At 49.9% G+C, this 13,716-nt stretch carries 14 protein-coding genes; 10 read left to right on the forward strand and 4 right to left on the reverse strand.

Features of this window, described 5'->3' with window-relative positions; translation table 11 throughout:
• Window positions 1–227 precede the first annotated feature (227 nt).
• Window positions 228–620 (forward strand): LytR/AlgR family response regulator transcription factor, encoded by a 393-nt coding sequence (locus ACYVJM_RS03020; protein ID WP_461146722.1) that lies wholly within the window; start codon window positions 228–230, stop codon window positions 618–620.
• A 176-nt stretch (window positions 621–796) separates the two neighbouring features.
• On the forward strand, window positions 797–1,525 hold the full coding sequence (locus ACYVJM_RS03025) for an endonuclease III domain-containing protein (RefSeq protein ID WP_461146723.1): 729 nt from the start codon (window positions 797–799) through the stop codon (window positions 1,523–1,525).
• 69 nt (window positions 1,526–1,594) lie between these two features.
• Here the strand turns inward: ACYVJM_RS03025 and ACYVJM_RS03030 are convergent, their stop codons facing one another.
• From ACYVJM_RS03030 to ACYVJM_RS03040, 3 genes are all read right to left on the reverse strand, one after another.
• Window positions 1,595–2,296, reverse strand: coding sequence for a hypothetical protein (locus tag ACYVJM_RS03030; RefSeq protein WP_461146724.1), 702 nt, complete (start codon window positions 2,294–2,296; stop codon window positions 1,595–1,597).
• A gap of 83 nt (window positions 2,297–2,379) precedes the next feature.
• On the reverse strand, window positions 2,380–2,871 hold the full coding sequence (locus tag ACYVJM_RS03035) for a hypothetical protein (protein WP_461146725.1): 492 nt from the start codon (window positions 2,869–2,871) through the stop codon (window positions 2,380–2,382).
• A 75-nt stretch (window positions 2,872–2,946) separates the two neighbouring features.
• A complete protein-coding gene (locus tag ACYVJM_RS03040; protein ID WP_461146726.1) occupies window positions 2,947–3,915 on the reverse strand; it encodes an OmpA family protein in 969 nt (322 codons plus the stop codon).
• 246 nt (window positions 3,916–4,161) lie between these two features.
• Here ACYVJM_RS03040 and ACYVJM_RS03045 point away from each other — a divergent pair, with 246 nt between their 5' ends.
• Together ACYVJM_RS03045 and ACYVJM_RS03050 are read left to right on the forward strand one after the other, a co-directional pair.
• Entirely contained in the window at window positions 4,162–5,193 is a 1,032-nt protein-coding gene (locus tag ACYVJM_RS03045) for a threonine aldolase family protein (protein WP_461146727.1), read from the forward strand.
• Between the two features lie 90 nt (window positions 5,194–5,283).
• Window positions 5,284–6,882 carry a GNAT family N-acetyltransferase gene (locus ACYVJM_RS03050; RefSeq protein ID WP_461146728.1) on the forward strand — a complete coding sequence of 533 codons (1,599 nt, stop codon included), beginning with the start codon at window positions 5,284–5,286 and terminating at the stop codon, window positions 6,880–6,882.
• 230 nt (window positions 6,883–7,112) lie between these two features.
• On the opposite strand, the gene ACYVJM_RS03055 is transcribed toward ACYVJM_RS03050, so the two are convergent.
• Window positions 7,113–7,538: a ribosomal maturation YjgA family protein gene (locus tag ACYVJM_RS03055; RefSeq protein WP_461146729.1), complete on the reverse strand. Its 426-nt coding sequence runs from the start codon at window positions 7,536–7,538 to the stop codon at window positions 7,113–7,115.
• 97 nt (window positions 7,539–7,635) lie between these two features.
• On the opposite strand from ACYVJM_RS03055, the gene ACYVJM_RS03060 reads away from it, so the two are divergent.
• From ACYVJM_RS03060 to ACYVJM_RS03085, 6 genes are all read left to right on the forward strand, one after another.
• The gene (locus ACYVJM_RS03060) at window positions 7,636–8,043 is read left to right on the forward strand and encodes an RrF2 family transcriptional regulator (RefSeq protein WP_461146730.1); all 408 of its coding nucleotides are present in this window, start codon (window positions 7,636–7,638) and stop codon (window positions 8,041–8,043) included.
• A 65-nt stretch (window positions 8,044–8,108) separates the two neighbouring features.
• A complete protein-coding gene (locus tag ACYVJM_RS03065) occupies window positions 8,109–8,753 on the forward strand; it encodes an NAD(P)-dependent oxidoreductase (protein WP_461146731.1) in 645 nt (214 codons plus the stop codon).
• A gap of 199 nt (window positions 8,754–8,952) precedes the next feature.
• Complete coding sequence (locus ACYVJM_RS03070; RefSeq protein WP_461146732.1) at window positions 8,953–10,140, forward strand: sensor histidine kinase; 1,188 nt, start codon at window positions 8,953–8,955, stop codon at window positions 10,138–10,140.
• A complete protein-coding gene (locus ACYVJM_RS03075) occupies window positions 10,140–10,838 on the forward strand; it encodes a LytR/AlgR family response regulator transcription factor (protein ID WP_461146733.1) in 699 nt (232 codons plus the stop codon). Before ACYVJM_RS03070 ends, ACYVJM_RS03075 begins: the two co-directional genes overlap by 1 nt.
• A 340-nt stretch (window positions 10,839–11,178) precedes the next feature.
• Window positions 11,179–12,300 carry a DUF3500 domain-containing protein gene (locus tag ACYVJM_RS03080; RefSeq protein ID WP_461146734.1) on the forward strand — a complete coding sequence of 374 codons (1,122 nt, stop codon included), beginning with the start codon at window positions 11,179–11,181 and terminating at the stop codon, window positions 12,298–12,300.
• Between the two features lie 23 nt (window positions 12,301–12,323).
• The gene (locus tag ACYVJM_RS03085; RefSeq protein ID WP_461146735.1) at window positions 12,324–13,691 is read left to right on the forward strand and encodes a HupE/UreJ family protein; all 1,368 of its coding nucleotides are present in this window, start codon (window positions 12,324–12,326) and stop codon (window positions 13,689–13,691) included.
• The last annotated feature ends 25 nt before the right edge of the window (window positions 13,692–13,716 follow it).

The raw sequence follows: 13,716 nt of genomic DNA on the forward strand, positions 1-13,716 counted from the left end.
GGAATGGAGTCATAAAAATAAGGGGCTCACATGCGTCAAAACAGGCTAAAATCAGGGCTATTTTGTTTAATTGAGGCATTCACCAGCCCAAAATGAAACTTTATTAATTGATGTTACAAATTTTATAGGCTGTGTTACGAAACAGCAAGCCTACAGCGTGGATTGGTTTTAGTATTGCATCAGTTACTTATTAATTAAAGTCTCTGATCAAGTAATACCCCTCACGTATGTCAATATCCACTTTTTCTTTTTCAAATCGAGTTGCCCCAACCGAGTGGCCTCCTCTCAAACTTTACCTACGTGAAACAGGACGACAGTTCTTTTCAGTTTCTGACCTCGTATATCTCCAGGCTGTTGCTAATTATAGCTGGTTGAACTGGGCAGACGGCAGACGCATGCTGATGCCCCGTACCCTAAAATACTATTCACCCCAACTACCAACTGAATTATTTATTCGTCTCCACCGTAACTGTGTTGTTAACCGGCACTTCGTGGAACGGCTGGAACGCACAGACACAGGTGGCCTGGTTCACCTGACTACGGGTGAAGTCCTGCCAGTTTCACGTCGTCGCTGGAGCTTGGTTCGTCGGCAATTAGCCAACAACAGGCCATTGAATTAACGGTAACGTCTTAATTTATTTGCCTATTGGAGTACAATTACGAACGAAATCATGAATGTCAGTAGCCGACTCGCTTTGTGGGAGTCGGCTACTGCTCTTTACGCCTAGGACAAGAACATTTCAGGGTGGGTAGGGTTATAGTCTGTGGCACGATAACGCCAGACTCTTACCCTCTTATGCAATCCAGTTCCGATCTGGCTCACAAAACGCTTGATGCCCATCAGCAGTTAAATGAGCTCTATGGCATTCAGCCCGTTCAGGGCTATAGCGACCCGATGCATGAGCTGATTGGAACGATCCTCTCACATCGAACGACCCACGCCAATGAAGTTACCGCTTACCGAACCATGCGCGAGCGGTTTCCGGACTGGCAACAGGTGCGGGATGCCCCACTTCCGGATCTGATCGATGCCATCCGGTCGGCAAACTACCCGGAGATCAAAGCCCCTTACATTCAGAATTTGCTTACGCACCTTTTTCAGGAAACAGGACAGGCGAATATTGATTTTCTGGACAAACTATCTACCGAAGAAGCCATGGCCTGGCTTACCAAACTACCGGGTATCGGTATGAAAACGGCCACGCTTCTCTTACTTTTTAAATTTCAAAAGCCAGTTCTTCCCGTTGATACCCACGTTCACCGCGTTACCCAACGGCTTGGCCTGATTGGGCCCAAGGTGAGTGCCGAAAAAGCCCACACCCTGCTATTATCCTACTTACCCCCGGATGCGCTGGTGCTGTTCAACTTTCACAAACATTTTTACTGGCATGGTCAGCGTATCTGCACCTGGTACTTTCCCAAGTGCAGGGAATGCGTTTTGCAGACCATGTGCAACTTTTACCAGTCGGGTAGTGCAATGGTACTAAGTAGTACACCCACCCGAAAGAAACCGACTAACGGATAACGCCCTGGACGTAAAACACGAATGCCCTGCCAGCTTGTATGCTCGCAGGGCATTCGTATGATTAATCCATTATTTATCCGATCCGGTCTTGTGTTCGTAGATCGCTTTCGCCTGATTAACCCATTCGTCCCGCTCAATACGACCGGGGAAAAACTCGATCAGTTCATTCACTTTATCAACGTCTTCTTTTGTGAAATTAGCGATCTGACGGTAGGTATAGATGCCCAGGCTGTGAAGTTTACGCTCCAGAAACGGCCCTATGCCTACGATATCCTTCAGATCATCGGCTTCGGTAGCAGTGGCGCGGCCAATCCGGTCGAAGTTAACTTCGCTGGCGCGGGCAGCGATGCGATTCAGGACGGCGGCTTCTGAGTTATCAGGTTTAATGACCACATCGGGAACAACGGTCGGCGTTTCCGGAATAAGCACAACGGGCGATGAACCGTCCGTTGGCTCGACAGAATCAGCATCAATCAAGTCAGGGGTCCCATCGTTCGTAAACTCAGGTAGAAGAGGGTCAGCATGAACAAATGCCGTTGGCACATGAAGTTTGGGTTCAGGCATACCAGGCGTACTCACATTTCCTATCAATTTCGCCTGCCGACATCTTTCCAGCTCGGCCTCGCTTTCGGCCACGGACGAACGTAATGCATTTACCCGGCCAGAAAGTACCATCCGGCCTACCAGCCAGCCCACAAAGGCGGCAAACATGAGCAGCAGTACGATTTCTATGATAGCCACCGGTTGGCTTAGGGGGTCTAATCCAAACATATCAGGATTTTCGTTTAAGAAGGTTTAGTAGCTCATCGGCAGAAAGATGGAGTACCTTTTACCAATTGCCAGAAATAAGAAAATTATTTTTTATATGCCAGTTCCGCAGCCTGCCCTACCCAGTTATCGCGCTCAATACGACCCGGAAAAAACTCGATGATATCATTCACCTGCTCGATATCATCCTGAGCGAAATTGGCAATCTGCCTGAATGTGTAAATCCCGATTGCGTTAAGTTTCTTCTCCAGGAAGGGGCCTATTCCAATAATAACTTTAAGATCATCTGCATCAACAGCGGATGCCATCCCAATCCGACCGAAGTTAATTTCGCTCGAACGGCTCCGGATGCGGTTCAGTATAATGGCTTCTTCATCATTGGTATCGCTCAATACAGGTGTTTTTCGGTAGCAATCGTCCAGATCTCGTTCCGTTGTGAGGAGACTTCCTTCGAGTTCGTTAATGGTACCTCGTTGGGAAACATACCCTATAATAAAGCCTAACACTGCCGCTACAACCAGCATGATCAACTGCTGCAACTGGGCATCCGGTAGGTTAAGGGGATTCATGTCAAACATAATAGTATGCGTTTAAAGTTGGGGCGTTGATGGTGTGCTACGCAGAAAACCATCAACAAAAATGTTTGGTGATGATCATTCTACAACTACGGTAACACGTCGATTGGCTTTTCGACCAGAAATGGTATTGTTATCCGCTTTCGGTTCCGTTTCTCCTTTAGCCCGAACGTCTATCTGGCCGATATCAATGCCGGATTTACGCAATTTGTTCTTAACGTCGTCAGCTCGTTCTTTCGATAGCTGCATGTTAACCGCATCGGGACCTGAATTATCGGTATGCCCGGTTAGAACAAGTTTTTTGTCTTTATGGCCCGACAGGTAAGCAGCGGCTTCCTCAAAGAACTTTTTCGTTTCATCCGTCTGGATGTAGTTTGCCTGGGCCAGGGGGAAGTAGAGGTCGATTGGCTTGAATACCGAGGTGAATTTCTCGGCTTCGGCCAATGCCTTTTCCGTAGTTGGCTCTGTAAGCTTGACAAGAGTCGGTGACGTGGCGGTATCTGATGACACAGGTAGCTTAGCCCCGCTGAACGCAAAATCAACCCCTCCGTAGAGTGAGTCGCCTTTAGCGGCTTGAAATGGCAAGTCCTTTTCTACACCTTTTGTCGTGAGTGAAGCCGCCGGTATTCCCTGCTGAAAAAAGTACTGCCGAATGCTCTCTGCCCGAGCCAGACCCAGATTCGGAAACGTGGTAGTATTGGCTTCAGCCGACGAGTAGTACCCAGTAACTTCGAGGATTCGACCGGGATTGGCTTTCAAATACGCGATCACTGTTTCCAACGAACCACCCAGGGTATTCATATTTGCGTTGGCTCCCGATCTGGCAAAACTGAAGTTTCCGGGCAAATCCAGCCGAAAGAGATCGCCATCCACTATCGAGTACCCTTCAGCATTGGCTGAGGTGCTGTCGGAAGAGAGGTCAGTTGGTGCAGCAACCGGTTGCGGAACATCACCACAGAGCTGCTTGATCTTACAGACGTGCCACCAGGTAGAACCGACCATCCAGAGCAGAAGTAGGATGATCCAGGGAGTTTTGTTTGTCATCATAATATGGGCTGTAGGTTAGTACTAGTTCAGTAGTTATCGTACAGACTGAGACAGCTATGGGCGAGAAAGGTTACCCAAAAATAATTGCAAGACAGGCAAAAGCAAGATTATCACCCCTATTGGGCACATTTCTATCCTGTATCCTCCACTGAATTACTTTTTGACCGATAAAAAACGATTGCCCTCACTCTAAACTAGTCTCGTACGGCATTAACTTGCTGTTTTAAACAGCCTGATTGTAGCTAGATGATTATTGATCTGCGTAGCGATACCGTTACACAACCCACGCCCGCCATGCGCGAGGCTATGTTTACAGCCCAGCTTGGTGACGATGTCCTTGGCGACGATCCAACGGTAATTGCCCTCGAAACGCAGGCCGCTTCTTTGTTTGGTATGGAAGCTGCTCTGTTTTGTGCGTCGGGTACCATGACGAACCAGCTTGCCATCCGTACGCATACCCGCCCCGGCGATGATGTCATCTGCGATTATTTATCCCACGTTTATCAATATGAAGGGGGCGGCATTTCGGTGAATGCACTGGCGTCGGTAAGTCTGGCCCATGGTGAACGGGGTAAACTCACTCCGGCGCTAATTCGGGATTACATTTATAATCCGGCCGACTCACACAAACCGTTGTCGAGACTGGTCGTGCTCGAAAATACGATCAATAAAGGCGGTGGCTGCTATTATACCGTTCCCGAAATTGCGGCAATTCGTAAAGTATGCGATGAACATGGTCTTATTCTTCATCTCGACGGCGCCCGACTGTTCAACGCCCTGGTAGAAACCGGTGAACCAACGGGTGCTTACGGCCAGTTGTTCGATTCGATCAGTATTTGTCTGTCGAAGGGACTGGGGTGCCCGGTAGGGTCGCTGTTGCTTGGTAAAGCCGGTTTCATTCAGCAGGCAAGGCGCTTCCGGAAACTGATGGGTGGCGGCTGGCGTCAGGCCGGCTTTCTGGCCGCAGCGGGCATCTACGCTCTCGACCACCATATCGACCGGTTGAAACTCGATCATTCCCGAGCCCGTAAAATCGGGGCCATGCTCGAACGCCTGCCCGAGGTCGAGGATATTCTGCCCATCGACACCAATATTGTCATTTTTAAATTACCCGAAACCATCCTGGCAGCGGATTACGTTGCAAGGTTAGAAACAAAAGGCATCCGCAGCGTCGCCTTTGGCAAACACCTGGTGCGGTTCGTAACCCACCTAGATTTTACCGATGAGATGCTGGTCGGGATGGAAACAATTCTTAACCGGGATTCTCTCAAGATTTGAAGGATTGAACAAGATTACTGACAGGCAATCCAGATTTTTGTCTTGTTGTAATCTTGATTAATCCTGTTGAAATCCTGGTCCTGACAAACTATGCATATTCAAACCAGAACATTACAGAAAGAAGACTACCACGACCTTAAAGAGGTCATGATTGAAGTCTACAGCGGCATTGGTGGCGACTACTGGCCCAAAAGCTCGATTACCAAACTCCTCAACATCTTTCCGGAGGGGCAGTTTTGCGTAGAAGTCGATGGGAAAGTAGTAGCAATCGCGCTGGCCATCCGGGTAGATTATGCCAAGTTTGGAGATAACCATACCTACCACGAGATTACGGGTGGGTATACCTTCAAAACCCACTCTGACGAAGGGGATTACATGTACGGCATTGAAGTATTCGTTCACCCGGATTACCGCGACCTTCGTCTGGGCAGACGCCTGTATGACGCCCGGAAAGAACTTTGTGAACAACTGAATCTGAAAGGAATTCTGGCCGGCGGGCGCATACCGAACTACAATAAATACGCCGACGAACTGAGTCCGCGCGAATACATTGCAAAGGTGAAGCAGAAGGAAATTTATGACCCCACGCTTACCTTTCAGTTGTCCAACGACTTCCACGTCCGGAAGGTGTTACGCGGTTACCTCCCCGGCGACTCTGAATCAAAAGAATACGCGACGCTGCTGGAGTGGATCAATATTTATTACGTTGTTGAGAAAGACAAAAAGCCGCATACTGATTCAATCATCCGGCTGGGCGTTATTCAGTGGCAGATGCGGTTGTTCAAAAACTTGAATTCATTTCTGGAACAGGTTGAGTTCTTCGCCAACGCGGTCAGTGACTACCGGGCCGACTTTATGGTGCTGCCTGAGTTTTTCAACACGCCCCTGATGGCCGATTTCAACGATCTGCCGGAACCGGTTGCCATTCGGAAGCTGGCTGACTTTACGGAAGCCGTTCGCGATAAACTCTGCGAGCTCGCCATCTCGTATAATGTCAACATCGTAGGCGGTAGTATGCCGCTCGTCGATACGGATGGCAAGCTCTATAATGTGGCCTACCTATGCCGACGCGACGGTTCGTTTGAAGAGTACCGCAAAATTCACATCACACCAAACGAAGTGAAACACTACGGCATGGTGGGAGGCTACGAGATTCGGGCCTTCGATACGGATTGCGGTAAGATTGGCATGCTGATCTGCTATGACGTCGAATTCCCGGAACTGGGACGTATTTTGGCCCAGCAGGGCATGCAAATCCTGTTCGTCCCCTTCCTGACCGACACCCAGAACGGCTACTCGCGCGTTCGGCACTGCGCCCAGGCGCGGGCCATCGAAAACGAGTGTTATGTGGCTATTTCAGGCTGTGTGGGCAACCTGCCCCGCGTTCAGAATATGGACATCAATTACGCGCAATCGGCGGTGTTTACCCCCTCCGACTTTCAGTTTCCAACGAATGCGGTTAAAGCCGAAGCCACGACCAACACCGAAATGGTACTGATCGCCGACGTGGATTTGAGTTTATTGAAAGAACTGCATGAACATGGCTCAGTGCAGGTCTTAAAAGACCGCCGGACTGATCTGTACGATGTAACATTAAAAAAAGCGGCTAAGAAAGCCCTTAAGCAGAAAAAAGCATCGCCTGATAACGACCCGGAACAGGTCGCACCAATCATTGTGGTATCAGATTAGATTAATGTGAATAACAGTCGCCTATCGGACTACTATTTCTAGCCATTGGTGGTCGTGCATGCCAAGCGAGGGCACGACCACCAATGGCTAGAAATTCCCCGCCTCAAAGTCGACCAATTTCCTGATAGTCAACCCATTACTCTCTTATTCGCGCTAAATTTCTTTGTATAGATTGTTACTAGAGTAAACCTAGTGACTGCCAAAGAATTACCAGCAACCAATTGCCAAACCTAAACGCCAGTTTTCCCGACCACTCTGGACTGAATTGGGAGTAAATAGGTTTCCATCACTACGCCAAACAAAACTCCCGCACTGTAGCAAAGCAGATCGCTCCAGACGAAGGTAAAGCCCAACACCAATCCACCCAGGCGAGTAGCCCGCCAACTATCAATCCAGGGTGCGTGGTACAACTGGCTGACTTCTATACTAAATGAGAAGATAATTGATACAAGAGCCAGCGTTTTTACTGACCACCTGGTGAACAGAAAAGCCAAGCCAAAATAGACCATCAGCGCCCATAATGCGTCGCCAACGTAGCTTTTGATAAACTGCACGTCGCTGAAAAAATACCTTGATGCCAATCCGATAAGAATGGTGCATAGTACGAGCAATCCATACAGGAGTCGGTTTCGATTGACGGGCGGTTGAGTGGGCATGTTAACTGGCTTCATCCAAATCAGGACCTAATCTATAAATTTTTGCCGGAAGGGGAATTATTCTCACCCCAAATCTGTAACAATATATATTACATTAATGAACGGACGATTCGCCATATCGATGCACATACTTACGCTGCTGGCAAAAGCCAACGGCGAATGGCTTCCGTCTGACTTGCTGGCGGGTAGTATAAACATCAATCCGGTACTTGTTCGCAAAGAGCTTATTAACCTCCGTAACAAAGGGCTGGTTATTAGTCGGGAAGGGAAAAACGGGGGCAGTATGCTGGCAAAATCAGCCGCTCACATTCGGGTATCGGATGTTTTCCTGGCCACGCGCCAGGGCGCTTTCCTTGGCACATCCCGCAACAGCCCAAACCCGAATTGTCCGGTTGGCAAGCAGATCAACCAACAGTTGGATGGTTTGTATCAGGAAGCTGAAGAGGCTCTCCTTCACAAACTGGGCGATACCACACTGGAAGATTTCAGCCGTCGATTCGACTGATTTTTTTTAACCGAAACTGTAACATTTTACATTACATTATACACATTAACTAACCAATCTATAGTATGAAACTTGCCTTAATTGGAGCCTCCGGCTTTGTTGGTTCTGCCGTTCTGGAAGAAGCCCTGACCCGTGGTCATAACGTAACAGCCATTGTTCGCCACCCCGAAAAAATCAGCCTTCGTCACGAAAACCTTCGTGTTCAGCAGGGCGACGTATATGATGCCACTGCCGTTGCTCAACTGGTAGCGGGACATGACGCCGTTGTCAACGCATTTAATGCGGGCTGGACCAACCCTAACCTGTACAATGATTTCCTGAGAGGGTCGGAAGCGATTGAAACCGGCACCGAACAGTCTGGGGTTAAACGGCTCCTGGTGGTTGGTGGCGCCGGAAGTCTGGAAGTAGCGCCGGGGGTTCAATTAGTCGATACGCCCCAATTTCCGGCAGCGTATAAGCCGGGGGCCACGGCCGCCCGTGACTACCTTAACCATTTGCGCCAGAACACAACTTTGGACTGGACATTCCTGAGTCCCGCCATCAATCTGGCACCTGGCGAACGGACCGGTACATTTCGCTTGGGTACCGACGAGCCCGTTTTTGATGAAAAAGGCGAGAATAACATATCGGTCACTGATCTTGCAGCAGCCATTATCAATGAATTGGAGCAGCCGCAGTTTATTCAAAAACGATTTACGGTTGGCTATTGATTTTCGCGATACGTTAACGCGTCCGGAGGGGTTCGGCCTGAACACTTCCGGACGCGTTAACGTATCTAAACCTACCTGTACACACAAAAACACAACCGATTCGACTCAGTATATACCCCTTTTTTCGACCCGTTAACCACAATTATTCCCGAACGCCAGACTCGGGACATACATTTGCGTAATTCACCTCAAGAACCGAATGACCATCTGGTTACGAGCCCATAGCACCCATGTATTAATCGGCCTTGCGCTGGCAATTCTGCCGCTGATTTACTGTGTCTATGCGGGCGTAAGCTGGTCTCCGCTAAGACCGCACGAGCACCTGATTCAGAATGGTCTGGCGTATTGTTTTCTGGTTCTGTTCTCTTATCTGAATCACACGGTATTTGTACCCCACTGGTTCCTGACCAAACGATACCGGCGATACATATTCATAGCCGTTAGCTGCATACTGGCTGCGGTTTACTTTCCCTATCGTATAGAGCAGTGGATCTACTTCAAATTACCGTCTGAAAATACACCACTGGCCTGGGCCAGACAACTCTTTGTGGAGGAGATGATGCTGCCAAAGCCCGCCGGCCAGTCGCACCATTCGCTTTCCAACGATCACAGACATGCTTTCGAGTCATTCGACAAACAGCATTCTTTAAGTAGCCATCCCTTCGATGCAGGGCACGACGGCCACCATGGCCCACCGTTCACGCTGCTGCTCCCGGTAAAGCTGGCTATCTTTTTTTTGCTGGGCAGTGTTAGTACCCTCATTTCGATTTCCTTTCTGACCGCCAGCCGACTCCATCAGATTGAGAACGATCAGTTACAGGCCGAACTTTACCAACTCAAAGCGCAGATACAACCACATTTTCTATTTAATACCCTCAACAGCATTTACGCACTGGCTATCCGGCAGGATGAACAGACCGCCGATACGATCGTCAAGCTCTCGGAATTCATGCGTTACATCATTCGCGATGCCCACCGGGATAAAGTAGCCCTTGACAAGGAGCTAAGTTATATTACCAACTACATTGACCTCCAGAAAGCCCGGCTGCGCGATGCCGTTCAGATCAACTATCTGTTGGAGGGCAACGCGCAGCAACAGGTAGTTGCCCCGCTACTGCTGTTTTCATTCATTGAAAACGCATTTAAGTACGGGGTGAGCCCCGACGAAGATTCACCGATCGATATTCATGTACGCATAGAGGATACCAGTCTGCACTTGTACGTAGCCAACAAAAAAGTGGCGATCAATCAGTTCGAAAACTCTACAGGTGTGGGACTAAAAAACGCTGGCGAACGATTACGACTTCTGTATCCGGGAGCCCATCAGCTAACCATCGACAACAACGCAACCGACTTTCGTGTCCACCTTACCCTTACTTTATCCTGATGAAAGCCATTGCACTCGACGACGAACGGCCGGCCCTGGATATCATTGACGCTTTCTGTAGCCGTATCGGTTCGGTTGACCTCGTCAAAACGTTCACCCGCACCGGAGAAGCTCGTTTGTATCTTGAAACGAATCCCGTTGATTTGATCTTTTTAGACATCAACATGCCTAAAGAGTCGGGATTGGATTTTTCCAAATCCATCAACCACCAAACCTTCGTTATCTTTACAACCGCTTATAGCGAATACGCGTTGGAAAGCTACGAAGTAGAGGCTGTGGATTACCTGCTAAAACCTTATACCTTCGACCGATTTACCAAAGCGGTGCAACGTGCCCACAGTCGGTGGTATAGTCGTCAGCAAACGGACAATCCGGAAACGGCCGAACCTAAACAGCTCTTTTTCCGGGCTGATTATGGTCTTGTGAAAGTTATCATTGCCGACGTCATCTTCATTGAAGGACTGGATAACTACCTGAAGATCCATTTACGGGAAGCGCCCCCTGTTGTTTTGCGACTCACGTTAAAAGCAATGCTGGACGAGTTACCAGCCGGAAAATTCATCCGTGTTCACCGGTCATTCATCGTAGCCTTGGACAAGATTCAGGCGATTCGCAGCAAACTAATTTTGATAGGCAACGAGGAAATTCCCATCGGCAGCAGCTATGAGAAACAGTTCTTTAACCTTTTCATGAAATAAGCTAGCCAGGTCCAGGTGCGAAGAGTCTAACTACCAGATCGGCCTGCTGTTCAACGGCTTCATTTAGCCCCATATTTTCCTGATTTACCACAAGCTCGGGCTTATTACCCCCGGACGGGTGGGGTTTACCACTCCTTTTCCAATCGTTGTCTTTTACAGGTGACCTTTGTGCTGCAAGCAGGTCTCAGACAGGTCGATGTCAAGCGGTAACCAGCTCATTCACCACAACATTTCAGCTCTTTACCCCAACACAGCATCGGTTATGCAACGGCGATTAACCGTTCCAAGTATTGTACCAGTAAACGATCAGGTGCTGAGGAAAACTTACTCAGCTTACATTATGAAAAATAACAAGCAAACAGTCGTTCTGCTCCTATTCCTGGGAGTCGGCAGTCTCTTGACATCCTGCAAATCAACGGATGTTGACACCAGCAGTTCCACGAGCTCCACAACGAATAGCTCCAGCTCAATCACAACCACGCTATCCGCCACGGCTACCACAACGAGTTGTGCATCAACGGGTGTTGCGAAAATCGTCTGTCTGGCCGAAGCCTTTAAATCGACCCTGAGCAGCACCCAACAATCGACGCTGCAACTAACTTATACCAAAGCAAATGCCCAGAAATGGTCCAACCTGCCCGCCGGTATGTCGGCTCGAAATGGCATCAACCTGGGTTCACTCAGCGACGCGCAGTTGGCAGCTTTCCGTAATCTGATGGTCGCTGTGCTGGCGCTGAATACGACCAACGAAGGGTATGACGAAATGATGGGGAACCTGGTCGCCGATGATTACCTGAACACCATCGGGGGCGGCTCTACCTATGGAGCGGGTAACTATTACATTTCGTTTTTAGGCACGCCCAGCACTTCCAGCCTGTGGGCAATTTTGTTCACCGGTCACCACTACACTCAGCCTTTCACCCTTAATGGCGGGATCAGTACAGGCGTTACGCCTTCTTTCCGGGGCACCGAGCCGCAGGCGGCCGTGACGGCTGGCAGCCGAACCTATGCAGCCTTCGAACAGGAGCGGGTGGCCTTTGCCAATCTGCTGACGGGCCTGAGTACAACCGAGCAGGCAACGGCAAAATTGTCAGGTACGTACAACGATCTGGTACTCGGGCCGGGTCAGGATGGAAAATTCCCGGCTACCAAATCGGGTTTGCAGGTAGGCAGCTTAAGCAGCGACAAGCAGGCACTGGTGCTGAATGCCATCAAGCTTTACGTCAATGACCTCGACGCGAGCCTTGCCGCGGCCGTACTAACCAAATACACCACAGAACTGGCCAGCACCTACGTCGCTTTTTCGGGCACAACGGCCATGAGTACACAGGGCGATTATGTCCGAATTGACGGACCCAGTGTCTGGATTGAGTTTTCGTATCAGGGTGGTATCATCATCCGGAATACGCCCCACTCTCACTCCGTCTGGCGCGACCATACAACCGATTATGGCGGTAACTAGGGGCTTGTTCTAACCACAAAGAAATGAACGCAGCGTCTTTTCTAAGCAATCAGCCAGTCAGCAGCAACAGCCGTCTATCGGGATGGCTGTTGCTATTTGTTAGCCTGCTGTTAGCCTCAGCCCAGCCCGAGCTGGTTACCGCCCATCCCATGCCGAATTCGGTGGTACAGCTCAACGTGCATTCCCACCGGATTGATGCCGAGTTGCAAATTCCGCTTTTCGAACTGCAATCAGCCTGGGGTCATGCCGTAAACGATTCGTCGGTGGGACTGGTAGCACGGCTCGGCCCTCAGCTGCGGGCCTATCTTAAGGCACACATTCGACCACAAAGCCCGGACGGGCGTTTCTGGAAGGTATCGGTTGGGCCAGTGAGCGTTCATGAAAGCCAGAACCCCGTTAATGGGGTATACCGCGAATTGACCGCGCAGGTACAGATGGTACCTCCGGCGGGTAACGATGTGCGGCAGTTCAGGTTCTTTTACGATGTGGTGTTGCATCAGGTAATGACCCATACCATACTGGTGTCTGTTCGTCAAGACTGGGAGCGCGGGCAACTGGCCGAAGCCGAACCGGTGCAGGTCGGCACCATTAGCCTTGATATTGTCAACAACCGTATTCTGCCGTTGCCCGTCAATCTGGCGTCAGGAGACCAATGGACCGGCTTTATAGCTATGGTCAAACTGGGCACGCAGCACATTGCTGAAGGCACCGATCATCTACTTTTTTTACTGGTACTGTTATTACCCGCTCCCCTACTCCGGGCCGGGCAGCGTTGGGGTCAGTTTGGTGGCCTACGGTACAGCTCGAAACGGTTGCTGCTGATTGTCACTGCCTTTACCGCCGGCCATTCCCTTACACTGTTGTTGGGCTCGCTGGCAGCCCGGTATCCCGAATGGGCTGGTATACCAGCGCAGCCGGTCGAAATCCTGATTGCCCTGTCGGTTCTGGTATCTGCCATTCATGCGGTAAGACCTATTTTCGCGGGTCGTGAAGCCGGGATTGCCGCCGGTTTTGGCCTTATTCACGGGATGGCGTTTGCCAGTGTGCTGACAAATCTTCAACTGGACGCCAAGCCGATGGCATTGAGTATTCTGGGCTTCAACCTGGGTATCGAATTAATGCAGCTCTTTATCATTTTACTGATAATCCCCTGGTTACTACTGCTGAGCCGTACTCCTTCCTACAGGATTGTCCGGCTGACGGGAGCATTCCTGGCGGGAATTGCCGCCCTCGCCTGGATAGCTGAGCACGTATCCGGCCAGCGCAACAGCCTGACCAAAAGTATCGAAGAAGTTGTCGGTTATTCAGCCTATGGCCTTATTGCCCTGGTCGTCTTATCGCTCTACCTGAGCTGGCGCAATAGGACCCTACCTAATCCTCCGGTATTATGAAAGCAGGGGGAATTGTCGGAAATTT

This window comes from Spirosoma pulveris (genome assembly GCF_054781875.1).

Coding starts and splice junctions, on each gene's coding strand:
- ACYVJM_RS03020 (WP_461146722.1), top strand. CDS start 228: ATGTCAATATCCACTTTTTCTTTTTCAAATCGAGTTGCCCCAACCGAG.
- ACYVJM_RS03025 (WP_461146723.1), top strand. CDS start 797: ATGCAATCCAGTTCCGATCTGGCTCACAAAACGCTTGATGCCCATCAG.
- ACYVJM_RS03030 (WP_461146724.1), bottom strand. CDS start 2,296: ATGTTTGGATTAGACCCCCTAAGCCAACCGGTGGCTATCATAGAAATC.
- ACYVJM_RS03035 (WP_461146725.1), bottom strand. CDS start 2,871: ATGTTTGACATGAATCCCCTTAACCTACCGGATGCCCAGTTGCAGCAG.
- ACYVJM_RS03040 (WP_461146726.1), bottom strand. CDS start 3,915: ATGATGACAAACAAAACTCCCTGGATCATCCTACTTCTGCTCTGGATG.
- ACYVJM_RS03045 (WP_461146727.1), top strand. CDS start 4,162: ATGATTATTGATCTGCGTAGCGATACCGTTACACAACCCACGCCCGCC.
- ACYVJM_RS03050 (WP_461146728.1), top strand. CDS start 5,284: ATGCATATTCAAACCAGAACATTACAGAAAGAAGACTACCACGACCTT.
- ACYVJM_RS03055 (WP_461146729.1), bottom strand. CDS start 7,538: ATGCCCACTCAACCGCCCGTCAATCGAAACCGACTCCTGTATGGATTG.
- ACYVJM_RS03060 (WP_461146730.1), top strand. CDS start 7,636: ATGAACGGACGATTCGCCATATCGATGCACATACTTACGCTGCTGGCA.
- ACYVJM_RS03065 (WP_461146731.1), top strand. CDS start 8,109: ATGAAACTTGCCTTAATTGGAGCCTCCGGCTTTGTTGGTTCTGCCGTT.
- ACYVJM_RS03070 (WP_461146732.1), top strand. CDS start 8,953: ATGACCATCTGGTTACGAGCCCATAGCACCCATGTATTAATCGGCCTT.
- ACYVJM_RS03075 (WP_461146733.1), top strand. CDS start 10,140: ATGAAAGCCATTGCACTCGACGACGAACGGCCGGCCCTGGATATCATT.
- ACYVJM_RS03080 (WP_461146734.1), top strand. CDS start 11,179: ATGAAAAATAACAAGCAAACAGTCGTTCTGCTCCTATTCCTGGGAGTC.
- ACYVJM_RS03085 (WP_461146735.1), top strand. CDS start 12,324: ATGAACGCAGCGTCTTTTCTAAGCAATCAGCCAGTCAGCAGCAACAGC.